16 protein-coding genes are annotated in these 24,387 nt (G+C 71.1%); 11 read left to right on the top strand and 5 right to left on the bottom strand.

The window, feature by feature from the left end; translation table 11 throughout:
* The first annotated feature begins 84 nt into the window (after positions 1-84).
* From hflX to VG296_RS13345, 8 genes are all read left to right on the top strand, one after another.
* The gene (gene hflX / locus VG296_RS13380; protein ID WP_325566007.1) at positions 85-1,512 is read left to right on the top strand and encodes a GTPase HflX; all 1,428 of its coding nucleotides are present in this window, start codon (positions 85-87) and stop codon (positions 1,510-1,512) included.
* Between the two features lie 171 nt (positions 1,513-1,683).
* Positions 1,684-3,042 (top strand): diaminobutyrate--2-oxoglutarate transaminase family protein, encoded by a 1,359-nt coding sequence (locus VG296_RS13375; protein ID WP_325566006.1) that lies wholly within the window; start codon positions 1,684-1,686, stop codon positions 3,040-3,042.
* Positions 3,039-4,430, top strand: coding sequence for a pyridoxal phosphate-dependent decarboxylase family protein (locus tag VG296_RS13370; RefSeq protein ID WP_325566005.1), 1,392 nt, complete (start codon positions 3,039-3,041; stop codon positions 4,428-4,430). The genes VG296_RS13375 and VG296_RS13370 overlap by 4 nt, the downstream gene beginning before the upstream one ends.
* Positions 4,431-4,465: 35 nt before the next feature.
* Entirely contained in the window at positions 4,466-6,178 is a 1,713-nt protein-coding gene (locus VG296_RS13365) for an IucA/IucC family protein (RefSeq protein WP_325566004.1), read from the top strand.
* Positions 6,178-6,732, top strand: a complete 555-nt coding sequence (locus VG296_RS13360; RefSeq protein ID WP_325566003.1) for a GNAT family N-acetyltransferase — start codon at positions 6,178-6,180, stop codon at positions 6,730-6,732. Before VG296_RS13365 ends, VG296_RS13360 begins: the two co-directional genes overlap by 1 nt.
* Positions 6,729-8,393, top strand: a complete 1,665-nt coding sequence (locus VG296_RS13355) for a lysine N(6)-hydroxylase/L-ornithine N(5)-oxygenase family protein (protein WP_325566002.1) — start codon at positions 6,729-6,731, stop codon at positions 8,391-8,393. The genes VG296_RS13360 and VG296_RS13355 overlap by 4 nt, the downstream gene beginning before the upstream one ends.
* A complete protein-coding gene (locus tag VG296_RS13350) occupies positions 8,359-10,224 on the top strand; it encodes an IucA/IucC family siderophore biosynthesis protein (RefSeq protein WP_325566001.1) in 1,866 nt (621 codons plus the stop codon). Before VG296_RS13355 ends, VG296_RS13350 begins: the two co-directional genes overlap by 35 nt.
* Positions 10,225-10,311: 87 nt before the next feature.
* Complete coding sequence (locus VG296_RS13345; RefSeq protein WP_325566000.1) at positions 10,312-12,423, top strand: ATP-dependent DNA helicase; 2,112 nt, start codon at positions 10,312-10,314, stop codon at positions 12,421-12,423.
* 39 nt (positions 12,424-12,462) lie between these two features.
* Here VG296_RS13345 and lexA read toward each other — a convergent pair whose 3' ends face one another.
* Positions 12,463-13,443 carry a transcriptional repressor LexA gene (gene lexA, locus VG296_RS13340; RefSeq protein WP_349259548.1) on the bottom strand — a complete coding sequence of 327 codons (981 nt, stop codon included), beginning with the start codon at positions 13,441-13,443 and terminating at the stop codon, positions 12,463-12,465.
* Positions 13,444-13,958: 515 nt separating this feature from the next.
* On the opposite strand from lexA, the gene nrdR reads away from it, so the two are divergent.
* Together nrdR and VG296_RS13330 are read left to right on the top strand one after the other, a co-directional pair.
* Complete coding sequence (nrdR, locus tag VG296_RS13335) at positions 13,959-14,423, top strand: transcriptional regulator NrdR (RefSeq protein WP_325565999.1); 465 nt, start codon at positions 13,959-13,961, stop codon at positions 14,421-14,423.
* 216 nt (positions 14,424-14,639) lie between these two features.
* Complete coding sequence (locus tag VG296_RS13330) at positions 14,640-17,558, top strand: vitamin B12-dependent ribonucleotide reductase (RefSeq protein ID WP_414641092.1); 2,919 nt, start codon at positions 14,640-14,642, stop codon at positions 17,556-17,558.
* A gap of 386 nt (positions 17,559-17,944) precedes the next feature.
* On the opposite strand, the gene VG296_RS13325 is transcribed toward VG296_RS13330, so the two are convergent.
* Together VG296_RS13325 and VG296_RS13320 are read right to left on the bottom strand one after the other, a co-directional pair.
* Entirely contained in the window at positions 17,945-19,588 is a 1,644-nt protein-coding gene (locus VG296_RS13325; RefSeq protein WP_325565997.1) for a hypothetical protein, read from the bottom strand.
* Between the two features lie 33 nt (positions 19,589-19,621).
* Entirely contained in the window at positions 19,622-19,744 is a 123-nt protein-coding gene (locus tag VG296_RS13320) for a hypothetical protein (RefSeq protein ID WP_325565996.1), read from the bottom strand.
* A 316-nt stretch (positions 19,745-20,060) separates the two neighbouring features.
* Between VG296_RS13320 and VG296_RS13315 the strand changes: the two genes are divergently transcribed.
* A complete protein-coding gene (locus VG296_RS13315; RefSeq protein WP_325565995.1) occupies positions 20,061-20,909 on the top strand; it encodes a hypothetical protein in 849 nt (282 codons plus the stop codon).
* A 90-nt stretch (positions 20,910-20,999) separates the two neighbouring features.
* Here the strand turns inward: VG296_RS13315 and VG296_RS13310 are convergent, their stop codons facing one another.
* Both VG296_RS13310 and VG296_RS13305 read right to left on the bottom strand, forming a co-directional pair.
* The gene (locus VG296_RS13310) at positions 21,000-22,736 is read right to left on the bottom strand and encodes a trypsin-like peptidase domain-containing protein (protein ID WP_325565994.1); all 1,737 of its coding nucleotides are present in this window, start codon (positions 22,734-22,736) and stop codon (positions 21,000-21,002) included.
* A gap of 193 nt (positions 22,737-22,929) precedes the next feature.
* Positions 22,930-24,387, bottom strand: a 1,458-nt coding sequence (locus VG296_RS13305; protein WP_325565993.1) for a HAMP domain-containing sensor histidine kinase, incomplete at its 5' end; no start/stop codon positions are given.

The raw sequence follows: 24,387 nt of genomic DNA, 5'->3' as shown, positions 1-24,387 counted from the left end.
GCATGAGCGCCGCGGAAAACGGCGTGCCCCGGGCGGCGCTCCGTGCGACCATCGAATCACCGACACCCCTTCCGAAAGGCACAGATGACCAACTCCCGTTATGAAGTCGATTCCGAGTATGAGATCAATGGCGCCGGGAGCGACTACGACGGCGAGCAGTTCGACCGAGCCGACCGGGCCTCGCTGCGCCGCGTGGCGGGCCTGTCCACCGAGCTCCAGGACGTCACCGAGGTCGAATACCGGCAGCTGCGCCTGGAACGCGTCGTACTCGTGGGCGTCTGGACCTCCGGCAACGCCGTGGAGGCCGACGCCTCGCTGCGCGAACTCGCGGCGCTCGCCGAGACCGCCGGATCGCAGGTGCTCGAGGGCGTGATCCAGCGCCGCGACCAGCCCGACGCGGCGACCTACATCGGTTCGGGCAAGGCCAGGGAGCTGCGCGACATCGTCGCCGAGACCGGCGCCGACACGGTGATCTGCGACGGGGAGCTGACCCCGGCCCAGCTGATCCACCTGGAGGACGTGGTCAAGGTCAAGGTGGTGGACCGCACCGCGCTGATCCTCGACATCTTCGCCCAGCACGCCAAGTCCCGCGAGGGCAAGGCGCAGGTCGCGCTCGCGCAGATGCAGTACATGCTGCCGAGGCTGCGCGGCTGGGGCCAGTCGCTGTCCCGGCAGATGGGCGGCGGCGGTACGGCCGGGGGCGGCGGCATCGCCACCCGCGGTCCCGGTGAGACGAAGATCGAGCTGGACCGGCGGCGGATCCGCGAGAAGATGGCGAAGATGCGCCGGGAGATCGCGGCGCTCGGCAAGGGCCGCGACGCCAAGCGGCACGAGCGGCGGCGCAACGCCGTCCCGTCCGTGGCCATCGCCGGGTACACCAACGCCGGCAAGTCCTCGCTGCTCAACCGGCTCACCGGAGCCGGGGTGCTGGTGGAGGACGCGCTGTTCGCCACCCTGGACCCGACCGTGCGGCGCACCGAGACCGCCGGCGGCCGCGGCTACACCGTCGCGGACACCGTCGGCTTCGTCCGGCACCTGCCGCACCTGCTCGTCGAGGCCTTCCGGTCCACGCTCGAGGAGGTGGTGGACGCGGACCTGATCCTGCACGTGGTCGACGCCTCGGACGCCGACCCCGAGGGCCAGGTGGCCGCGGTCCGCGAGGTGCTGCAGGAGATCGGCGCGGCCAAGGTCCCGGAGATCGTGGTGTTCAACAAGGCGGACGCCGCGGACCCGGACGTGCTCGCCCGGCTGCGCCGCCGCGAGCCGCACTCCGTGGTGGTCTCCGCGCGAACCGGCGCCGGCATCGACAAGCTGCTGGCCGCGATCGAGGACGACCTGCCCCGCCCCGCCTTCGAGGTGGACGCGGTGATCCCGTACGGCCGCGGCGACCTGATCTCGCGTATCCACCAGCACGGCGAACTGCTCAGCGAGACGCACCTGGAGACCGGCACCCGCGTGCTGGCCCGGGTGGACGCCCCGCTGAACGCCGCGCTCGCCGAATACCTGAGCTGATTCTCCGTCAACCGCCGGGCCCGAGGAACCTCTCAGGCCCGGCGGTTCGCTCATCCTACTTGTCACTCACAGTAGTGAATCGGTTTGACGCGGTCATGGCGCCTGGATAAGGCTTGCCTCACAACGATCTTCTGATGAACGCGGCATCGGAACGAGCTGTGAGGTCAAGACTTGAGCGTCGACGAGCTTTGCGATCCCGAGGGCGTGCTGGCCAGGCAGCAGGCGCGGGAATCGTCGGCGCGCAGCTACGCCCGGCACCTGCCGGTGGTGCCCGTCCGCGCGGAGGGCATGACCGTGTACGGCGCGGACGGCCGCACATACCTGGACTGCCTCGCCGGCGCCGGCTCGCTCGCGCTCGGCCACAACCACCCGGTCACCGTCGAGGCCGTGCGCAGGGTCCTTGACCAGGGCGCGCCGATACACGTGCTGGATCTGGCGACGCCGATCAAGGACGAGTTCACCGATACCCTGCTCGGCCTGCTCCCCGGCGAACTGGCCGGGGACGCGCGGGTGCACTTCTGCGGGCCGAGCGGCTCCGACGCCGTCGAGGCCGCGTTCAAGCTGGCGCGCACCGCCACCGGCCGCTCCGGGCTCGTCACCTTCACCGGCGCGTACCACGGGATGACGGCCGCCGCGCTCGCGGCCAGCGGGAACGTGGCGGTACGCACTCCGGCGCGGGTGCTGGACTCGGGCGTGACCCGGCTGCCCTTCCCGCAGGACTACCGCTGCCCGTACGGCGTCGGCGGGATCGCGGGGGAGCGCATCGCCGTGGAGCACGCTCGGCGGCTGTTCGACGATCCGGGCAGCGGTATGACCCCTCCCGCGGCCGTGATCGTCGAACCCGTACAGGGCGAGGGCGGCGTGATCCCCGCGCCGGACGGCTGGCTGCGGTCGCTTTCCGCGCTCGCCGGCGAACACGGCATGCCGCTGATCGCCGACGAGGTGCAGACCGGCCTCGGGCGCACCGGAGAGATGTGGGGCGTGGACCACGCCGAGGTCGTGCCGGACATCATGGTGCTGTCCAAGGCCATCGGCGGCGGCCTGCCGCTGGCCGTGATCGTCTACCGCTCGAAGTACGACGTCTGGGAAGAGGGCGCGCACACCGGCACGTTCCGCGGCCACCAGCTGGCGATGGCCGCGGGAACGGCGACCATGCGCTTCGTCGCCGAGAACAGCCTGGCCGAGCGGTCCCGCAAGCTCGGCGACCGACTGCGCGCCGAGTTCGTCGACGCGATGGCCGAACTGCCCGCGATCGGCGACGTACGCGGCAGGGGCCTGATGATCGGCCTCGACCTGGTGGACCCGGAGGCTTCGGTGGACGCGCTCGGCGCCCGGCCCGCCGCGCCCGGCCTGGCCCGCCGCGTGCGCGCGGAGGCGCTGGGGCGCGGGCTGATCGTGGAGCTCGGCGGTCGGCACAGTGCCGTACTGCGTCTGCTGCCGCCGCTGACCATGACCGAGCTCGAAGCCGAGCAGGTGCGCGATCTGGTGCTCGACTCCATCGCGGCCGCGAGCGCCGCCTGGCGACCATGAGCTCGCCTGGCGGACCACTCCCTGCGGGCGGGCCCGCGGCACTCGAGGCTGAGGTGCGTGCCGCGTTCACGCCGGTGCTGCCGCCGACCGGGCTCGGTGCGGAGTCGTTCGACGACCTTCTCGGCTACCTGCCGACCCACACTGTCCGTCCTTCGCACCCGTTCACGGCGGCTCACCTGCACTGTTCGCCGGATCCGGTGGCCGTCGAGGCGGACCAGCTCGTCGCCGCGCTCAATCCCTCGCAGGACTCATGGGATCAGAGCGCGGCCACGGCCGTCATCGAATCCTGTGTCATCTCCGAGTTCAGCGCCCTGGCCTTCGGCGAGCCCGGCGCCGGTTCGGTCACGTCCGGCGGCACCGAATCCAACTACTTCGCGCTGCTGCTCGCCCGCGATGCCGCACTCTCCCGCGCGTACGCGGTCGATGCCGCCGAGTCGGGCATCCCCGCGTCCGCCGCAGGTCGGCTGCGCATCCTGACCTCGGACGTAGCGCACTTCTCCGTCGCTCGCGCCGCCGCGCAACTCGGGCTCGGCGAACGCGCCGTCGTTTCGGTACCCGTGCACGAAGACCACCGCATCGATCCGGCCGCGCTCGCGCAGGCAGCGCAGCGGATCGATGCCGCCGGGGACACGCTCGTCGCCGTCGTGGCCACGGCAGGGACGACCGACGCCGGAGCCATCGACCCGCTCGCCGAGTGCGCGGACGTGGCCGGCGAGCACGGCGCCTGGTTCCACGTGGACGCGGCGTACGGCGGGGGGCTGCTGCTCTCCAACGTCCGCCGCTCGATGCTGGCCGGGATCGAACTGGCCGATTCGGCGAGCGTGGACCTGCACAAATTCGGCTGGCAGCCCATCCCGGCCGGCCTGCTGCTCGCCCGCGATCCGCTTGCCCTTGACGCGATCTCACGCCGCGTCGCCTATCTCTGCGCACCCGACGACGAGGCCGCGGGCTATCCGAATCTGCTCGGCCGCTCGCTGCGCACCACGCGTCGCCCGGACGCCGTGAAGATCCTCGCCGCCTCCCGCCACCACGGCCTCGACGGCTACACGCGGATGATCGAGAGCTGCTTCGCCCAGGCCACGTACGTCGCCGCCGCGATCGAGGCACGGCCCGAGTTCGAGCTCGCGCTGCCGCCCGCGCTGACCACTGTGCTCTTCCGCTACCGCGCCCGGCACGGCGATCCCGACCGGGTGAACGCCGAGGCCCGGCGCGCGTTGCTGGCCGCCGGCAGCGCCGTCGTCGGCCGAACCGCGCTGCCCGGCGGCGGTCCCGGCTCCGTGCGGCTCAAGTTCACGCTGCTGCGGCCGGAGACGACCTTCGCCGAACTCGACGCGCTGCTCGAACTCGTCGCCGCGGCTGCCCGCGCCTGCGACGTGCCGAGCAGCTGAACCCACCGCCCGACATACAGCCCGAGGAACCGCCCGTGACCACAGCCGTGCAGACGCAGCCGCCACCGACTCCAGCCGCCGCGATCTCGGACGCCGCCGCCCGGCTCGCCGTGGAGAGCCTGCTGCGCTGCTGGGTCCGCGAGCACCGGGTGCCCCGCCCGGCCGCCGCCGACCTGGTGCTGGAGATCGGTCCAGACACCGTCACCGTACCGGTGCGCTACTGGTCGGCGACCGGCTGGCACCGCTTCGGCCAGGCGCGGACGGGCCGGGGTCCGATCACGCCCGGCGAGCTGGCCCGGCTGATGGGCGGGGCCACCGCGGAGCGGGCGGCGGCCGAGGACCTCGCCGCGCGGGCGCGGGAATCCGCCGAGAGGATCGCCGCGCACCTCACCGACCGGGCCGCCGATCCGGCGCTCCCCGACCCGGAGGCCACCGGCATCCAGACCACGCCCTTCCTCGCCGCCGAGCAGGCGCTGCTCGCGGGCCATCCGCTGCATCCGAGTCCGAAGAGCCGCGACAACCTGACCGAGACCGCGTACAGCCCCGAACTGCGCGGCGGATTCCAGCTCGACTGGTTCAGCGTCGACGCGTCGCTGATCGCCGAGGACAGCGAGCTCGGCCCGACCGCGCACGACCTGTGCACCTTCCTCAGCGGGATGCTGCCGGACGACGGCATGCTCGTCCCCGCGCACCCCTGGCAGGCCGCCGACCTGCTGCGGCGGCCTGCCGTGCGGCAACTGGTCGACGCCGGGAAGCTGCGGCACCGCGGCCGGTCCGGCGCCCGCTGGTTCGCCACGTCGTCGCTGCGCACGGTCTACCGGCCGGACGTGCCGGTGATGATGAAGCTCTCGCTGGGCCTGAACATCACGAACTCCAAGCGGGAGAACCTGCGCACGGAACTGCTGCGCGGCATCGAGGCGCACCGGCTGTTCGCGGGCGAGGCGGGAACCAGGCTGCTGGCCGCGCACCCGAACTTCCGGATGCTCACGGACGCGGGATACCTCGCCGTGGAGGGCGTGCAGGGCCTGGACGTCTCGCTGCGCCATTCGCCGTTCCGGCCGGTCGACTATGTGTACTGCGTCGCGGCGCTCACCGACCTCGGCCGCGGCGCGATCTCCTCGGACGGAGCCGCGAACGAGCTGGCCGCGCACATCAAGGGCCTGGCCGCGGCCACCGGTCGCCCGGCCCGCGCCGTCGCCACGGACTGGTTCGGCCGCTACATCACCCACCTGATCATGCCGATGCTGTGGATGGACGCGGAGCTCGGGGTGACGCTGGAGGGCCACCAGCAGAACACGTTGATCCAGCTGGACGAGCAGGGCTACCCGGGTGCCGGCTGGTACCGCGACAACCAGGGCTTCTACTACCGGCAGTCGCGGATCGACGAGCTCGCGAAGCTGGCCGGGGAGCCGGAGCTCGGCAAGGAGAGCTCGACGATCGTGCCGGACGACGTGGTGACCGAGCGGCTCGTCTACTACGTCGGCATCAACAACCTGTTCGGCATCGTCGGCGCGCTCGGCTGCGCGGGCCTGGCCGAGGAACGCGACCTGCTCGCCGTCGCGCGCGAGCAGCTATCCGCGCTGCGCGGCCACCGCCCGACCGAGCTGCTGCTGAACGCGAGCAGCCTGCGCTGCAAGGCGAATCTGCTCACCCGCGCGGCCGGTCTGGACGAGCTGGTCGGCGAGCTGGCCACGCAGTCCGTGTACGTCGAGATCCCCAATCCCTGCTTCAATCCGGGAGGGTCCTGATGACCGCGACCACGCGGACCGCGCCCCCGCTCTGGTTCGATCTGACCACCCCGGCCGGCCGCCTCACGCTGGCGCCGGTGAAGCCCGACCGCGACCTGCCGCTGATCCACCGCTGGATGAACGACCCCGACGTCGCACGGTACTGGGAGCTGGACGGACCGCCCGAGCGCACCACCGAGCACGTCCGCACCCAGATCGCGCGGCCGCACACGCAGCCGATGCTCGCTCGCCTGTCCGGCCGCGCGATCGGCTATTGGGAGCTGTATCAGGCCGCCGACGACGCGTTGGCCGGTCACTACGCCGCCGAGCCGGACGACCTCGGCGTACACCTGCTGATCGGCGAGAGCGACTGCCGCGGGATCGGCATCGGCGGCGTGCTGCTGCGTGCCCTGGCCGACGCGGTCCAGAGCCGGAAGCCACGGCGCCTCGTCGCGGAGCCCGACGAGCGCAACCTCGCCTCCGTGCGCGCGTTCACCGCCGCCGGATTCAGCGCCGCGGCCACGCTGGATCTTCCGGACAAGCGCGCGACCCTGATGATCAGGGGGATCACGTGACCGACACCTATGAGCTCGTCGGCATCGGCATCGGCCCGTTCAACCTGGCACTCGCCGCCCTCGCGGAGCCCACCGAGTCACTGACCTGCCTGTTCCTCGACGAGAACGCGGGATTCGGCTGGCATCCCGGCATGATGGTCGACGGCGCCAGACTCCAGGTGCCCTTCCTCGCCGACCTGGTCAGCCTCGTCGACCCGACCAACCGGAACAGCTATCTGGCCTGGCTGCGCGACCAGGGCCGACTGTTCGGGTTCTACTTCAGCGAGGCCTGGCACGTGCCGCGCGCCGAGTACGAGTCGTACTGCCGCGCCGTGGCCGAGCGCCTGGAGTCCTGCCGCTTCGGCTGCCGCGTCACCGCCGTCCGGCACGCCGCCCTCGCCGACGGCCGCGACGGATTCGTGGTCTGCTACGACTCGCCGGAGGGTCCGCGCACGGTGCTCGCGGCGAACGTCGCCCTCGGAATCGGCACCGAGCCCGTCGTCCCCGGTGCGCTGCGCGCCCTGTGCGAGGACGGCGCCGCGCTGGTCTCGCACAGCGCGCACTATCTGAACCGTGCCGACTGGATCCGCGCGGCCGACGACGTGACCGTGCTTGGCTCCGGCCAGTCCGGTGCCGAAATCGTGCTCGACCTGCTGCGCGGGTGGCATCTGCCGGGCCGCAGGCTGCGCTGGCTGACCAGGTCCGCGGCGTTCGAGCCGATGGAGTACTCGAAGATCGGGCTCGAACACTTCACGCCGGACTACACCGACTATTTCCACGAGCTGTCGGAGCCGGTTCGGGACCAGTTGCTCTCGACGCAGGGGCGGCTGTACAAGGCCGTGTCCGACGAGACGCTCGCCGAGATCCGGGCCGAGCTGGATCGCCGCGCGTATCGCGGTCCCGCGTCCACCGGTGTCACGCTGCTGCCGGGGGTGGAGGCGATCGGCGGCCGCGTGGTCGATGCGCCGGGTGCGCCGGGCGGCGAGGAGCTTGACCTCGATTTCGTGCACTTCCGTACGAACACGGCATGCGGCATCCGTACCCAGCGGCTCGTGCTCGCGACCGGGTACGCGCAGCGTCAGCCGCGGCTGCTCGGCCCGATCGACGCGCTCGTGCGCCGGGACTCGCGAGGCAGGCCGCTGATCCGGCGCGACCACCGCGTCGTGCTGGAGGGGACGGACGCCGGTCTCTACGTGCAGAACGCCGAGCTGCACACGCACGGGGTGGGCACGCCGGACCTCGGGCTCGGTGCGTACCGCGCGGCCTCGATCCTCAACGCCGTCACGGGCCGCGAGCTGTACCGGCTGCCCGCGCGCACCGCGCACACCAGCTTCAGCCCCGCCGCGGCCGCCGCCGCCGACGAGGCGATCATCCGGGTGACCGCGCTCCCGGCCCAGGTCACGCGTGCCCGGCACGCCGTAGCACCCCGTCAGAATCCCAGCCAGCCGGAGGACCGCCGTGACCGACGTCCCAGCACAGCCCCTTCCCGTGCCGGATCAGTTGTCGCAGCAGGTGGAGATCCCGATTCCTCCGCCGGCCCCGCAGCTGCCGGATCGGTCGTTACAGGCGGAGATCCCGATCGCTCCAGCGGCCCCGCGGCTGCCCTCGCAGCCGGAGATCCCGAGCACCACCCGTCCCCGGGAATCGATGACCCCGCCGCCGCGCCCGAGGGCCTCGACTGAGACCGACCCCGCGCTGCTCTGGCGCGCGGCCGGGCGGCAGCTGCTGGCCAAGACGATCGGCGAGTTCGCGTACGAGGAGCTGCTGGAGCCGCGCGCGGTGCCCGAGGAGGACGGCTGGTACCGGCTGGCGGTGAAGGCCGCCACACCCGGCACGCCCGCGCCCGTCGTCGACAGCATGTACGGCCCGGCCGCGCGCAAGCCCGAGGGCGCGGAGACGGAGTACGCCTTCCGGGCGCGGCGCGGAGCCTACGGAAGCTGGTTCGTCGAAGCCGGCTCCGTCCGCCGGGACGGTCACCAGGCCGTGGACCCGCTCGTCTTCCTCGCCGACGCGCAGGGCACGCTCGGCCTGGCCGGGGACACCGCGGGCCACCTCGTGCGCGAGTTCGCCGCCACGCTCGCCGCCGACGTGCGCATCGCCGCGCGCGCCACGGCCACCGCCGCCGGACTCGCGGACCTCGGATACGCCGAATTGGAGGGCCACCAGACCGGCCACCCGTGGATCGCGTTCAACAAGGGCCGGGTGGGCTTCTCCGCCTCGGACACCGAGCGCTTCGCACCGGAAGGACGCAAGCCGGGGCGGCTGGCCTGGATCGCGGTCCGCGACGACCTCGCCGAATACCGTGCCGAGCCCGGACTGACGGCCCGTCGGCTCTACACCGAGGAGCTCTCGCCCGCCGAACGCGTCCGCTTCGGCGCCGAGCTCATCCGGCGCGGCTGCAACCCGGCCCGCTACTGGTGGCTGCCGGTGCACCCGTGGCAGTGGGACGAGATGATCCAGACGCTCTACGGCGCGGAGATCGCGGACGCGCGGATGGTCTACCTCGGCGAGGGCGACGACACGTACCTGCCGCAGCAGTCGATCCGCACCTTCAGCAACGTGGACCACCCGGAACGGCGGCACGTGAAGCTGCCGCTGTCCATCCTGAACACGCTGGTCTGGCGCGGCCTGCCGACCGAGCGCACCGTCGCCGCACCCGCCGTCACCGGCTGGCTGAAGGGGATCGCGGCCGCCGACCAGTACCTGACGGGGGAGTGCCGGGTGATCCTGCTCGGCGAGATCGCGTCCGTCTCCGTGCGGCACGACGTGCTCGATCGGATGCCGCGCATCCCGTATCAGTACCGTGAACTGCTCGGCGCGATCTGGCGCGAGCCGCTGCCCGCGGCGCTGGAGGCGGGCGAACGCGCCCGCACCCTGGCCGCTCTGTTGTCGGTCGGCTCCGATGGACGGCCCCTCATCGCCGAACTCATCGCCCGCTCCGGGCTGACCGCTGAGGAATGGCTCGGCAGGCTGCTGCGCGCGGTCCTGCCCCCGCTGCTGCACTTCCTCTACGCGTACGGCACGGCGTTCTCCCCGCACGGCGAGAACGCGGTGGTGGTCTTCGGCGAGGACGAGGTGCCGGTCCGCCTGGCAGTGAAGGACTTCGTCGACGACGTGAACGTGACGGACGCCGACCTTCCCGAGCTCGCCGACCTGCCCGCGGAGGCCGCCGCCGTACTGCTGCGCGAGCGCCCCGACTACCTCTGCCAGTTCCTCCACGGCGCCCTGTTCATCGGCCACTTCCGCTACCTCGCCGACCTGTCGGAGCAGCGCCTCGACCTGCCCGGCGACCGGTTCTGGGAACTCGTCCGCGCCGAGATCGCGGGCTACCAGGCACGCTTCCCCGAGCGCGCGGACCGCTACAAGCTCTTCGATCTCGCCACGCCGCGCATCGACCGGCTCTGCCTCAACCGCGGCCGCCTCCTGCTCGACGGCTACCGCGACCGGGCCACGCGTCCGCACGTCGAGCCGTACGGCACCGTCCCGAACCCGCTCGCGCCCCCGGCCCCCTGACACCGAGCCCGACCCGGAACCCGATCCCGACCCGTACCTCCGCGAACGGTCCGTCCCTGTCAGTCCGACCCCTTAGGCTTATCCGCCATGGGAAAGGCTGATCTCGACGGGTTGCTGGATGCCGCGGTGGGTGCGGTCGGCGGTACGGCACGGCCTGGTCAGCAGCAGATGGCCAAGGCGGTCGCCGAATCGCTGAGCCAGGGCGACCCGTTGCTCGTCGAGGCGGGCACCGGCACCGGGAAGTCGCTCGCTTACCTCGTCCCGGCGATCGCGCACGCCTTGGGGCGCAAGGAGCGCCGCGTCATCGTGGCCACCGCGACGCTCGCGCTCCAGCGGCAGCTCGTGGCCCACGACCTCCCGCTGATCAGCGAGGCGCTGACCCCGCAGCTCGGCCGCGCCCCCGAATTCGCGCTGCTCAAGGGCCGGAACAACTACGTCTGCCTCAACAGGATCAACTCGGGCGGCGATGAGGAGCCGGAGCAGGACGGCCTGTTCAACCCGAAGGAGCTGTCCGAGATGGGGCGGCACGTCCTGCGCGTGCGCGAGTGGGCGGAGGAGTCCGAGACCGGCGACCGCGACGAGCTCGCCCCCGGCGTCTCCGACCGCGTCTGGAGCACGGTCTCCGTCAGCTCCCGCGAGTGCCTCGGCGCCGGCAAGTGCCCGTTCGGCCAGGATTGCTTCGCCGAACTCGCGAGGGAGCGCGCCCGCTCGGCGGACCTCGTCGTGACCAACCACGCGCTGCTCGCCATCGACACCTTCGACGGGGAGATCAAGGTCCTGCCGGAGCACAACGCCGTCATCATCGACGAGGCCCACGAGCTCGTCTCCCGCGCCACCGGCGCCGACTCCGGCGAACTCACCGTGGGGCTCGCCGAGCGCGCCGCGCGGCGTTGCCACCGCCACATCGACGACCTGACGGCCCAGAAGCTCGACCTCGCCGCCGCCGAGTTCGGCGTCGAACTGGACGAGACCGAGCCAGGCCGCCTCACCGACCTGCCCGAGCCGCTCGCCGCCGCCCTCTCCATGCTGCGCGACGCCGCACGTGACGCCGTGTCCGCGCTCGGCAAGAACCGCGACAAGACCGACGAGGGCACCCGCAGGCAGGCCCAGGCGGGCGCCGAGCAACTCTTCGAACTCGCCGACCGCATCCTGCGGCACTCCGAGTACGACGTCGTCTGGCTCGACCGCTCCGAGCGCTCCACCGCGCTGAGGATCGCCCCGCTCTCGGTGGCCCAGCAGTTGCGCCACCGTCTCTTCGCGCGCACCCCGGCGATCCTCACCTCAGCCACGCTGAAGATCGGCGGCAGCTTCGACGCCTTGGCCGGAACCCTCGGCCTCTACCCGTCCGAGCGCGCCGACCGCTTCGAGGGCGAACGCCCCGACCGCACCGCGATGATCGAGGCCACCGCCGACTCCGGCGCCTCCGATGACTCTGGCGAGGCGTCAGACGGGTCCGCCGAGCAGTCCGAATCGGCGGACCACCCCATCCCCTGGCAGGCCCTGGACGTCGGCTCCCCCTTCGACTATCCGAAGCAGGGCATCCTCTACACCGCCAAGCACCTCGCCGCCCCCGGCCGGGAACTCGCCGAGGAGCAGTTCGCCGAGATCGCCGAGCTCATGGCCGCCGCGGGCGGTCGTACGCTCGGCCTGTTCTCCTCCATGCGCGCGGCCGACGCGGCGGCCACCGAGATGCGGCACCGCCTCGACTACCTCGGCTATCCGATCCTCTGTCAGGGCGAGGACTCGCTACCCCAGCTCATCCAGAAGTTCACCGAGGATCCGCGCGCCTGCCTGTTCGGCACCCTGTCGCTCTGGCAGGGCGTCAACGTCCCCGGCACCTCGTGCCAACTGGTCATCATCGACCGCATCCCCTTCCCGCGGCCCGACGACCCGCTCGCCAACGCCCGCCAGGAGGCCGTCGCCAAGGCCGGTGGGAACGGCTTCATGGCCGTCGCCGCCGCGCACGCCGCCCTGCTGCTCGCCCAAGGCGCCGGCCGCCTCATCCGCGCGCACGAGGATCGCGGCGTGGTCGCCATCCTCGACTCCCGTATCGCCACCGCCCGCTACGGGAACTTCCTCCGCGCCGGCCTGCCCGGCTTCTGGCCCACCACCGACCCGCAGACCGCCTACTCCGCCCTCCGCCGCCTGGACGAGGCCGCGAAGGAGCTGGAGAAGGATCAGCCCGCAAAGGCCGAATAGCCCCGCCCCGCCCGCGGCGGGGAGGAGCGAGGCCGGGGGCTACAGCCGGCGCATCACCGTGACCACGCGGCCGAGGACGATGGCCTCCTCGCCGGGGATCGGGTCGTAGCTCGGGTTGCGGGGCATCAGCCAGATCTCGTGGCGGTCGTCCTCGTGCGTGATCTTGAGCTGCTTGACGGTCGCCTCGCCGTCGATCATCGCGGCGACGATCTCGCCGGACTCGGCGCTGGGCTGCTGGCGGATGACGACCGTGTCGCCGTCCATGATGCCCGCCTCGATCATCGAGTCCCCGACGACGGTGAGCGCGAACAGCGTGCCCTCGCTGACCATGGAGCGCGGCATCGGGATGAGCTCCTCGATGGACTCCTCGGCGAGGATCGGGCCACCGGCGGCGATGCGGCCGACCAGCGGGACGAACTCCATCGCGCCGACCGAACCGCCGAGCGCGCCGAGGGCGGCCATCGCTGACTGGGCGCTGGCGGCCATCGTGCTGCCCAGGTTGGACAGCGCCGACTGGGCGCGGCCGACGGAGGTGGCGGCCGGCTGCTCGGCGGGGAGCACGCCGCTGGCGCCCTGGCTCTGCGCCATCCGGGCACGCCAGGCCTGGGTCGGATCGCTCGGGCCGCGCACGATGTAGGCGCGCGGGCGGTTCGGGTCGCGCCGGATGAAGCCCTTCGACTCCAGCACGACCAGCTGGTGGCGCACCGAAGAGGTCGAATTCAGCCCGACCGCCTCGCCGATCTCGCGCATCGAGGGCGGATAGCCGCGCCGGTCGATCGAGTCCTGAATCACCTCGATGATGCGGCACTGACGGTCCGTCAGCCGGAGCGCCAGCGGAACCTTCGTCACCGCCTCCGGCTCCCCGGACGCCGCGGCCGGCCGCCCGGCGGCGGTCTTGCCGGCGGCGCGCGCCGCCTTCGCGGCCTTCGTGCCCCCGCCCCCCGCCGCGGTGATTGCGGCCCGTCCCGACGGCTTGTCAGCCGAGCCCTTGCGCTGTCGCACGACGCCCTGTCCGCTCATCTCGGATCAATCCCCTTCCCTTCACTCGACAACGGTAGCCGAGGCCACCGACAAACGCCCAACACTTGTTCGAATGAGACGCCGTCGAACTCGTCCACCGCACCGGAGTCCGGGGCAGGGCCTAATGCCTCCCAGGAGCAATCTTGCGCCATCCGCGCCGAAAATCCCGGTCCGCGCGACCGATTTCATCCTCTCGAAGGAATTTGCGGCGAACACCCTTGCGGAATTCACCGGACGTGCTTGCCGGAGACCGGCCCGCGACCGGCCCGCGACCGGCCCGGATCGCGCAGCGTAGTCGCGCGTCGCCGCCGGGGCAGGGCTGAACGGGGGACTCCGGCTTGCGCGGTCGCTCGACGGAGGACTACCGTGGCACTACATCTTGTGGGAAGCCCCGGCAGAACATCTAGAACTTGTGGTATCAACGCAAGTGCAGGTTGTCATGGCCGCAGCGGGCGCCCCGGATGACGCCGTCGTCCGAAGCCGTCGCGGCCGTTGAGAGAAGGGAAGTGGAACGCATGTACTGCCCCTTCTGCCGCCATCCGGACTCGCGCGTCGTCGACTCGCGCACCACCGAGGACGGCACGGCGATCCGGCGCCGCCGGTCCTGCCCGGAGTGCGGCCGGCGCTTCACCACCGTCGAGACCGCCGCCCTGCTCGTGGTCAAGCGCAGCGGCGTCACCGAACCGTTCAGCCGGGACAAGGTCGTCACCGGCGTACGCAAGGCCTGTCAGGGCCGCCCGGTCACCGAGGACCAGCTCGCCCAGCTCGCCCAGCGGGTCGAGGAGACCGTGCGCGCCCAGGGCGCCGCCGAGTTGCCCTCGCACGAGGTGGGTCTGGCGATACTCGGGCCGCTGCGGGAGCTCGATCTCGTGGCCTACCTGCGCTTCGCCTCGGTCTACCAGGCCTTCCAGTCCCTCGAGGACTTCGAGAAGGCCATCACCGAGTTGCGCACCCAAGACGTTCAAGACGCTCAGAACTGAATGAACACGCGGCAACGCCGAACGCGCCAGTGGGGAAGCTGACCGCGCCTTGGATTGTTGACCTCTATACACGCGAAGGAAGCGGGAATGACGGAGACCATCAGCGGCAGCGCCCGCCGGAGCGGCAAGAAGGGAGCAGCGGTGCCCGGTCAGACGAGCAGCAGGAGCAAGACGACGGCGAAATCCGCGGCCCCGGCCGTCGCCCCGGGTGGCGGTCTGCGGATCGAGCGTGTGTACACGACCGCGGGCGTGCACCCGTATGACGCGGTGACCTGGGAGTCGCGCGATGTCGTGATGACCAACTGGCGGGACGGCTCGGTCAACTTCGAGCAGCGCGGGGTGGAGTTCCCCGACTTCTGGTCGGTCAACGCGGCGAACATCGTCACCACCAAGTACTTCCGCGGCGCGCTCGGCACTCCGCAGCGCGAGACCTCGCTGCGCCAGGTCGTCGACCGCGTCGTGCAGAGCTACCGCAAGGCGGGCCAGGAGCACGGCTACTTCGCCACCGACGAGGATGCGGAGATCTTCGAGCACGAGCTGACGCACATGCTCGTGCACCAGGTCTTCTCCTTCAACTCGCCGGTCTGGTTCAACGTCGGCACGGCGAGCCCGCAGCAGGTCAGCGCGTGCTTCATCCTGTCCGTGGACGACACCATGGACTCGATCCTGAACTGGTACCGCGAAGAGGGGCTGATCTTCAAGGGCGGCTCCGGCGCCGGCCTGAACCTCTCCCGGATCCGCTCGTCCAAGGAGCTGCTCTCCTCCGGCGGCAACGCCTCGGGTCCGGTCTCCTTCATGCGCGGCGCCGACGCGTCGGCCGGCACCATCAAGTCCGGCGGCGCCACCCGGCGTGCCGCGAAGATGGTCGTGCTCGACGTGGACCACCCGGACGTCCGGGAGTTCGTGCAGACCAAGGCGCGCGAAGAGGACAAGATCCGCGTGCTGCGCGACGCCGGATTCGACATGGACCTCGGCGGCGGCGACATCACCTCGGTCCAGTATCAGAACGCGAACAACTCGGTCCGGGTGAACGACAAGTTCATGCGCGCGTACGAGGAGGGCGCCGACTTCGGTCTCCTCGCCCGCACCACCGGCGAGGTCATCGAGAACGTCGACGCGAAGGACCTGTTCCGGCAGATCGCGACCGCCGCCTGGGAGTGCGCCGACCCCGGCCTGCAGTACGACGACATCATCAACGACTGGCACACGAACCCGAACACCGGCCGGATCACCGCGTCGAACCCGTGCTCGGAGTACCTGTCGCTGGACAACTCCTCCTGCAACCTGGCCTCGCTGAACCTGCTCAAGTTCCTCAAGGACGACGACAGCTTCGACCACGAGCTGTTCACCAGGGCCGTCGAGCTGATCATCACCGCGATGGACATCTCGATCTGCTTCGCGGACTTCCCGACCGAGGCCATCGGCCAGACCACCCGCGACTTCCGCCAGCTCGGCATCGGCTACGCCAACCTCGGCGCGCTGCTGATGGCGACCGGCCACGCGTACGACTCCGAGGGCGGCCGGGCCATCGCCGCCGCCATCTCGGCCCTGATGACCGGCACCGCGTACCGCCGCTCGGCGGAGCTGGCCGGGATCGTCGGCCCGTACAACGGCTTCGCGGTCAACGCCGAGCCGCACGCCCGGGTCATGCGCAAGCACGCCGACGCGGCCGGGCAGGTGCACACGCTCGAGGAGTTCGACACGGAGATCCTCGACGCGGCGAAGACCGAGTGGGCCCGGTGCCTGGAGATCGGCGCGGTCAACGGCTGGCGCAACGCCCAGGCGAGCGTGCTGGCCCCGACCGGCACCATCGGCTTCATGATGGACTGCGACACCACCGGCGTGGAGCCGGACCTGGCGCTGGTCAAGTTCAAGAAGCTGGTCGGCGGCGGTTCGATGCAGATCGTGAACAACACCGTGCCGCGCGCGCTCAAGAACCTGGCCTACCCGCAGGAGCAGATCGAGGCGATCGTCGCCTACATCGCCGAGCACGGCCACGTGGTCGACGCCCCGGCGCTGCGTCCGGAGCACTACGAGGTCTTCGACTGCGCGATGGGCGAGCGCTCGATCGCGCCGATGGGCCACGTGCTGATGATGGCCGCGATCCAGCCGTTCATCTCGGGTTCGATCTCGAAGACGGTCAACCTGCCGGAGTCGGCGACCGTCGAGGACATCGAGCGGATCTACTACGAGGGCTGGAAGCTGGGCCTGAAGGCGCTCGCGGTCTACCGCGACAACTGCAAGGTCGGCCAGCCGCTGCAGGACGCCAAGGGCGCGAAGAAGGAGGCCGCGGCGAGGGCGGCGGCCGAGGCGGCCGCGTCCACCGCCGTCCCCGCGCAGTCCGCGCCGGCCCCGATCGTGCAGACGGTGATCGAGCGCAGCCCGACCCGCAAGCGGCTGCCGAAGTCGCGCACCGGCACGACGACCTCGTTCTCGGTCGGCGGCGCCGAGGGCTACATGATCGCCAATTCCTACCCGGACGACGGCCTCGGCGAGGTCTTCCTCAAGATGGCGAAGCAGGGCTCGACCCTCGCGGGCATGATGGACGCGTTCTCCATCGCCATCTCGGTGGGTCTGCAGTACGGCGTGCCGCTGGAGACGTACATCTCGAAGTTCACCAACATGCGCTTCGAGCCGGCGGGCCTGACCGAGGACCCGGACGTGCGGATGGCCCAGTCGATCCTCGACTACATCTTCCGCAGGCTCGCGCTGGACTACCTGCCCTTCGACGTGCGCGCGGACTACGGCATCTACTCGGCCTCCGAGCGCCAGCGCCAGCTGGAGACCGGCTCGTACCTGCCGGCCGAGGACGCCTCCGACACGGACTTCACCGAGCTGGCCCAGTCCGCGCCGATAGAGCGCCACGCCCCGAACAAGGCCGAGGGCGACGCCCCGGCCGACAGCGGCAGCGCGACGGGCGGTGTCACCACGGACAGCGGCGCGACGGGAAGCGGCACAGCCGCCGCAGCCCTGGCCGCCGCCCCATCCTCCGCGCACTCCTCCATGGAGCTGCTGGAAGCCAAGCTCGGCCACGCCGCCGACGCCCCGCTCTGCGCCAACTGCGGCACCAAGATGCGCCCGGCCGGCTCGTGCTACGTCTGCGAAGGCTGCGGCTCCACCAGCGGCTGCAGCTGATTCTGGGCGCTGCCTCACGGTGAACCTCCCAATGAACCCACTGAACGTGCTGACTGCGGCTGGGATTAGCATGTTCAGTGGGTTCATTGGGAGGTTCTGTGCGATCGGCTTCGGCCGCGGGTCCGAGGCGGATCGAATACTTCACCACGGTGATCGCCGACGCCTGTGGTCTTCGCGGATCGAGCAGCGGCGGCTAAGGCTCACAGGTCGGTCCGCTACGTGGACACGGCTGACGAATTCTGCGCGATTCGAATAAGTGCACTCAATCAATAGTCTGAGCGCCGCTGGACGTTAAGCGGGCACCTGCTGCGATCCATCCGCATCCGTCGAGGGCGGCGGCCCAGACAGGCCGCCGCCCTCAGTGGATCAGTGCATTGGTCCGGCGGTCAGCTGACGGACGCCGACTGCTGCCGCGGGACGTCGCCGAAGACGGTGCTGTCCGCGGTGCTGTTCCAGGTGCCGCCACCGGTCGACAGGTGCGTGCCGGGGGTGAACGAGACGCCGCGGACCACGGTCTTGTTTGCCGGGGCCACGACGGTGTGGAAGCTCTCCTTCGACGGGAGCGTGCTGGCCGCGACCTTGTCGGTGATCGACACCAGCCGGTTCGGGTCCGCGCCCTCGTCTCCGCCGCCGCTGACGGTGGAGGTCACGGCCCAGATCGACACGGTGCCGTTCGGGTTGACCCGGCCGGTGAGGTTGCGCAGCCCGTCGGTCGCGGGCGCCCACGGCAGGCCCGTGCCGCCGGGGCCGTTGTTGTCGCCGGTCGGGTAGCCGGCCACGGAGTACGGCGTGCCGAGGTTCAGGCCCGTCCGGAGGGTGTAGGCGAGGTTCCACTGGCCGGCGGCCGGGTCGTACACCCACTTCTGCAGTCCCGCCGTGGCCGACGCCGCGGCCGCGCTGTAGGTGTTGGTCGCCGCGTCGTAGGCGTTGTCACCGGCGCCCTCGTCGGCCACGTACAGGGTGTACGGGTTGGCGAACCAGAGGCCGAAGGGGTAGTTGCTCGCGTCGGTGGCGTTCTTCGCCGGTGCGGTCGGGAAGCCCTTGAGCACGCACATGTTCTCCGGCGTGAGCCCGGGGTTCTTCGCGGTCAGGCCGAGCGCGGGGTCGTTCGTGTTGTAGGCGAGGTCGGAGCTCGTGGGCAGCTTGGCCCCGGCCACCGGAACACCCGACCCGGAGGGGCAGCCGGTGCCGCTGGTGTCGACGAAGTAGACGGTGTTGATGCCGTTGCCGCCGCTGCCCTTGGTGTAGTACAGGACGTTGTCGTACGCGGCGATGCCGCGGAAGTTGTCGTCCTTGCCGGCCTTGTCCGCGGCGTTCCCGACCTCGGTGGTGCTGAAGCTGCCGACCGGGGTCGGCTGGCCCGGGCTCTGCTCCTTGAGCGGCAGGGTCGAGGGCGTGATCATCTGGGCGCCCGCGCCGGAGATGACGCCGGCCGGCTCCGGGTTCGCGCCGTTGCCCGCGTTGCCGGCGGTGTAGTAGAGGTCCGCGCCCGGCTCGTCGTTCATGATCGCGGCCCGTCCGTTGTTGCCGGCGTAGGCGTTGGTCTCGGTGTACCGGACCTTGCCGTCGGCGCCGAGCTGGGCCACTTCCCGGTAGTGGGCGCCGGGGTCGGCGGAGGTCGGGTCGATGACGCCCGGGGTGTTGCTGTTCGAGACGTCGACCGAGCCCGAGGCGGCGTTGTACCCCATGAACGTCAGGTACCGGCCGTTGGTCGAGAGGTTCAGCGCCAGCTCCGACTTGGAGGAGAAGCTGGTGACCATCTGGTCGGAGGACGAGCTGACGCCGGGCTGTGTGCTGTCGGACAGCTCCGTCGATCCGACCTGCCGACCGGACGGCGTCAGCTCCTTGAGCGTGACCGGGGAAGTGACGCCGAAGCTGGCGTCTACGCCGTCGTTGTTGAAGACGTACGGATACTGACTGCCCGTCACCGCGGTCGCGCACGGGTCGTAGCTGGAACCGCCGCAGCCCGGGGGGAGTTGGGTGCTGCCGGCCACGATGGCCGCGCCGTTCTGGTAGACGCTGGTGGCCACCAGTAGGTCACCGGGGCGCAGCCACGTGCCGGACTACGACGGGGCGGACGCCTGGGCCCCCGCGGCCGAGGCCAGCGTTACCGTGCCGGACAGCGCGATGAGCGCGGTGCCGAGGGCGACGCGGCGGCGTACGGGGGACGAAGTGCGGGGCTGCATGAGCATGGCCTCCACAGGGATTCGAACGTCTGTTAGGACTGGAATATGTCAGACGTTAACTCTGAGAAAGACTCATCTACGACTACTGACACCTGAGCAGCGGGTGAACGCTCGGTGCGCGCGCCGTCGCCGGCAGTTGATGGGGCGGCTCAGGGCCCGAAGACGGCGGGCGCGGTGCCGTGCGGCGATCGTGGACGAAAACCACCGGATACTCGGGGAGTCCATGAATCGCTGCTGGTGACAGACGGGTTGCGATCGGTGTACGAGTCAGAATGACCCTGGACGCAAGTACTGAGGTACCGCTACGGTTCCTCGCGTGAACGAGGGCAGCACCGAGTCGCTGGCGGCGGCGTGGGAATACGTGCAAGCGCACGGTGACGCCCTCGACCGCGCGCGATTCGCCGCACTGGTAGGCCGGAACATCGAGGGCGGGCCGATCCAGCCCGCGGCGCCGCAGAATCCGGACGGCGGCTGGCCCGCCTTCTGGTCCGCGGGGCTCTCCACCCTGGACGGCACCTGCTACCAGCTTTTCCTGCTGCGCGGCCTGCCCGCAGAGTCGCTCGCCGCCGACATCCCGGCCGCGCTGGCGTTCCTGACCCGCGCTCAGGCGGCCGACGGCACCTGGAACGAGGGGCCGAGCCCGAGCACGCCGCTGTTCGAGATCCCGCACTGGCTGCTGCCGGGATCACCGGGCGCCCGCGCGTATCTGACGGCGAATTGCGCGGCCATACTGGCCGACTACAACGCCGAGCCGGACGCCGTCGCCAAGGCCGCGGGTGTCCTGGAGTGGCTCGTCGATCCGCACGGACGGCTGCCCGCGCCCCTCGTCGCGCACTGGCTCGCCGCGCGGGTGCTGCGGACGCAGGCGCGGATCATGGTGGTGCGTCGGCTCCTCGACGTGGTCGGACGCAGCTTCGAGCACTTCGACGCGTCCGACCTGGCCTGGTTCGGCGCGTGCACCCGGCCCGGCGACCGCTGGAACCGGCGGATAGCCGCGCGGCTGGTCGGCATGCAGAATCCGGACGGCTCCTGGACGGACGCGATCGGCGAGCAGTCGCCCGCGACGCTCACCGTCTCCGCGGCGCACGTGGTGCTGGCGGCCGACCAGAGCGGCCCGGTCCGCTACCCGGCCATGCAGGACCTGGACGACGACGAGTCAGACTGACGCCGTGGCAACGGACAAAGTAAACGGTGGTGACCCCGGTGCGGGGTCACCACCGTTTACTTGTACGACCAGCCGCGCATGCGACTAACCTCAGCTGCTCGAGTCGCTCGCCGAGGCCAGCGTCGCCGTGGTCGTCGCCTGCTGGCCGTTGCGGAGGTAGGTGATCTGCACGCTCGTGCCGGGCCGGTACGAGTGCACAGCGGCCTCCATCGCGTCCGAGCCGTCGATCTCCTGGTTGTCGAGCTTGATGACCTCGTCGCCGGTCTTCAGACCCGCCTGCGCCGCCGAGCCGCCGGAGGTCACCGCGGCGAGCACCGCGCCGGTGTGCGAGGCGGTGGTCGAGGCGTCTTGGACCTGCACGCCGAGCACCGAGTGCGTCGGGGTCTGCTTGGCCTGCAGCTCCTTGACCACCGGCTCGGCCTGGGAGATCGGGATCGCGAAGCCGAGGCCGATCGAGCCGGACTCGCTGCTGCCCAGCGAGCTGGAGCCGGTGCTCGCGATGGCGGCGTTGATGCCGACCACGTGGCCGTTCATGTCGATCAGCGGGCCGCCGGAGTTGCCCGGGTTGATCGCCGCGTCGGTCTGGATGGCGTCCAGCGCGGTGGTCGAGGTGGACGGGGTGCTGCTGCCCGAGCCGCTGCTGTCGGTGGCGGGGATCACCGGCCGGTTCAGCGCCGAGACGATGCCGCTGGTCACGGTGTTGGACATGCCGAGCGGGGCGCCGATCGCGACGACCTCCTGGCCGACCTGCACGTTGCTGGAGTCGCCCAGCGTCGCCGGGGTCAGGCCGCTGACGTTGGCGGCCTGGATCACCGCGAGGTCGCTGGTCTGGTCCCGGTCGACGATGGTGGCCTGGGCGTTGGCGCCGCCGTCGAAGGTGACGGTGATGGTGTAGCCGCCGGCGGCCGCGGTCGAGATCACGTGGTTGTTGGTGAGGATCTCGCCGGTGGAGCTCAGGATGATGCCGGTGCCGATGTCGCCCGACGACGAGGACGAGCTGCTGTTGGCGCTGGACGAGGTCGGCGCGACGGTGATCGTCACGACGGACGGCAGCACCTGCTTCGCCACGGCGGTCACCGCGGTCGCGTTGGCCGAGCCGGTGTTCAGGCCGCTGGTGTTGACCGAGGTCGACGAGGTCACGTCGGTGCCGGAGTTCCCGCGCACGGCGTAGCTGATCCCGGCGCCCACGCCGCCGCCGACGATCGCCGCGACGATCGCGGCGGTCAGCAGAGTGCGGTTCTTCGCGGACTTGGCCGGCGCGGGCTCGAAGCCGATCGGCGCTGGGCCCTCGCCGTACGGCGGCAGGCCGCCGGACGCGGGGGAGGCCCAGCTCGGCGCGGCCTGCTCGCCGGATTCGTACGCGGCGGCCTGGCTCGGGCTCGGCGCGGCGTACGCGGGCACCGGAGCGGTGGCGGGAGTCGAAGCCGGGGCCGCCAGAGCCGGAGTCGGAGTAGGAGTCGGCGACGCGTACGGCGCGGGCGCCGGGGCGGGCGCGGGAGCGGGTGTGCCGGACGCCGGGGCGCTGCCGGGCGCGCTCGGCGGGGCGAGCGAGGCGGGCGGCTCCTGCAGCCAGCCCGAGCCGTCGCCCGGGGCCGCGCCGGTGCCGCCCGGCTGCGCGTCGCCCGGGGCACCCGACGAGTCCTGCGCGCTCGGCGCGATCGGAGTCGCCGGCGCGGGGTCGACCGGCAGCGGCGTGGTGGACTCCGGAGCCGAGGCCGTCTCACCCTGCTGCGGCAGGACGGCGGCCGGTACCAGCTCGCGGTCGGCTTCCTGGTCCGCCGGGCGCGGCTGCTCGGGCGTGGAGGGGAGGTCTGGCGTCTCGGTCATGCCAGTACTCTCGGCCCGACGGCTGAGACCATGCTGAGACAGTATGGAGAAGTCGTTGTGGAATCTGAGTTCGTTATCGAAACGAAATGCCAGGCCTCTGGACGAGACCTGGCATCTGGCTTCTGGGGCAGAAGATCCTGATGAGGATTCCGCCGACCGAGTGATGAGGACGGCCAGGGTGCGGCCGATCGGATTACCGCGATCGCGCGCCGGCCGGTAGCTCCTCGGCGACGGGCGAGCCCGGCAGCCACACGCCGAGCAGCGCACCGCCGCCCGGAGCGCGTGCCGCCGCGACGCGTCCGCCGTGGTTCTCCGCGATCTGCCGCACGATGGCCAGCCCGAGCCCCGAACCCGGCGTGGCCCGCGCCTCGGGCGACCGGTAGAAGCGTTCGAATACGTGCTCCAGGTCCTTCTCGGCGATGCCGGGCCCCTGGTCGGCGATCTGCAGCAGCCCGTCCGCGAGCGTGACGGTCACGGTCCCGTCCTCCGGCGACCACTTCGCCGCGTTGTCCATCAGGTTGGTGACCAGCCGCTCCAGCGAGGCCGGATCGCCGTCCAGATACCACGGCGAGAGCTGCAGGTCGTACGTCAGCGCCGGCGCCCGCCGCTGCACCCGCTCGGTCGCCCGGTCCACGATGTCGCGCAGGTCAAGCCGCTCGATCGTGTGCGAGGGCTGCTCGTCGCGGGACAGTTCGACGAGGTCCGAGATGAGTAGCGAGAGCTCCTCCATCTGCGCCCGCACGTCGTTCATGAGCTCGACGCGGTCGTCGGCGGACAGCCGATCGTCGTCCGGCGCGGCCATCACCTGGGTGAGCAGGTCGAGGTTCGTGCGGATCGAGGTCAGCGGCGTACGCAGCTCGTGTCCGGCGTCCGCGACCAGCCGTTTCTGATGCTCCTGGGAACGCGCCAGAGCCTCGAGCATGGTGTTGAAGTTGCGGGTGAGCTGCGCGAGCTCGTCGTCGCCGACCACGGGCAGGCTGCGCAGGTCCCCGGTCCGCGCGATGTACTCGGTCGCGTTGGACAGCTCCTCGACCGGCCGCAACGCCGCCTTCCCGATCGCGAACCCGGCGGCCGCGGCGAGCGCGATCCCTATGAGCCCGACGATGAGGGAGACGGTGGCCAGAGTGTTAAGTGTGTTCTCGGTCGATGCCAGCGAAATGGAAACGACCACCGCCGTGTCCGGTGCGGCCGGCAAGTCAGTCTCCGGATCCCGGTAGTCGTTCGGCAACGCGTAGACACGGTACTGCTGCCCATTCGCGGTGACCGTGCGTAGTGAGTACGCGAGCGTGCCTTGCGCGACCTCCTGCTCCGGCAGGCCCCAAGGCGCCTGATTGTTGATCTGCGTGGTGCCGGTGTGTGTCGTGACGTTGATGCTGCTCGGCATGACTGACGAGCCGCTGGCTCCGACAATCGTCTCCTGGAGGCCGGACATCGCCAACGCCAATGCGCCGTCATTGTGAAGCTGTTCCGGATCGGCGAGGCCGGTGTTGGCCACGATTACCGCGCGGCTTCTCAGGTCATTGTCCAGATTGTCATTGATCGTCCTGCTGAGCGCGATGTAGCTGATCAGCGCGCCGAGGGCCACGGAGAGACCCACCGCCGCCACGACCAGCATCGTTATCCGCGATCTGAACGTGTGCCGGGTGAACCA

The organism is Actinospica sp. (assembly GCF_035552695.1).
In the GTDB taxonomy this organism is placed as follows: domain Bacteria; phylum Actinomycetota; class Actinomycetes; order Streptomycetales; family Catenulisporaceae; genus Actinospica.
The sequence above is the reverse complement of the archived record's forward strand: the minus strand, read 5'-3'. Positions and strand labels throughout refer to the sequence as shown.

Bases quoted from the DNA above. Each gene is read 5' to 3' on its own strand.
- VG296_RS13370 (WP_325566005.1), top strand. From the start codon at position 3,039: ATGAGCTCGCCTGGCGGACCACTCCCTGCGGGCGGGCCCGCGGCACTC.
- hflX (WP_325566007.1), top strand. From the start codon at position 85: ATGACCAACTCCCGTTATGAAGTCGATTCCGAGTATGAGATCAATGGC.
- lexA (WP_349259548.1), bottom strand. From the start codon at position 13,443: ATGAGCGGACAGGGCGTCGTGCGACAGCGCAAGGGCTCGGCTGACAAG.
- VG296_RS13310 (WP_325565994.1), bottom strand. From the start codon at position 22,736: ATGACCGAGACGCCAGACCTCCCCTCCACGCCCGAGCAGCCGCGCCCG.
- VG296_RS13360 (WP_325566003.1), top strand. From the start codon at position 6,178: ATGACCGCGACCACGCGGACCGCGCCCCCGCTCTGGTTCGATCTGACC.
- VG296_RS13320 (WP_325565996.1), bottom strand. From the start codon at position 19,744: ATGCAGCCCCGCACTTCGTCCCCCGTACGCCGCCGCGTCGCCCTCGGC.
- VG296_RS13350 (WP_325566001.1), top strand. From the start codon at position 8,359: ATGACCCCGCCGCCGCGCCCGAGGGCCTCGACTGAGACCGACCCCGCG.
- VG296_RS13345 (WP_325566000.1), top strand. From the start codon at position 10,312: ATGGGAAAGGCTGATCTCGACGGGTTGCTGGATGCCGCGGTGGGTGCG.
- nrdR (WP_325565999.1), top strand. From the start codon at position 13,959: ATGTACTGCCCCTTCTGCCGCCATCCGGACTCGCGCGTCGTCGACTCG.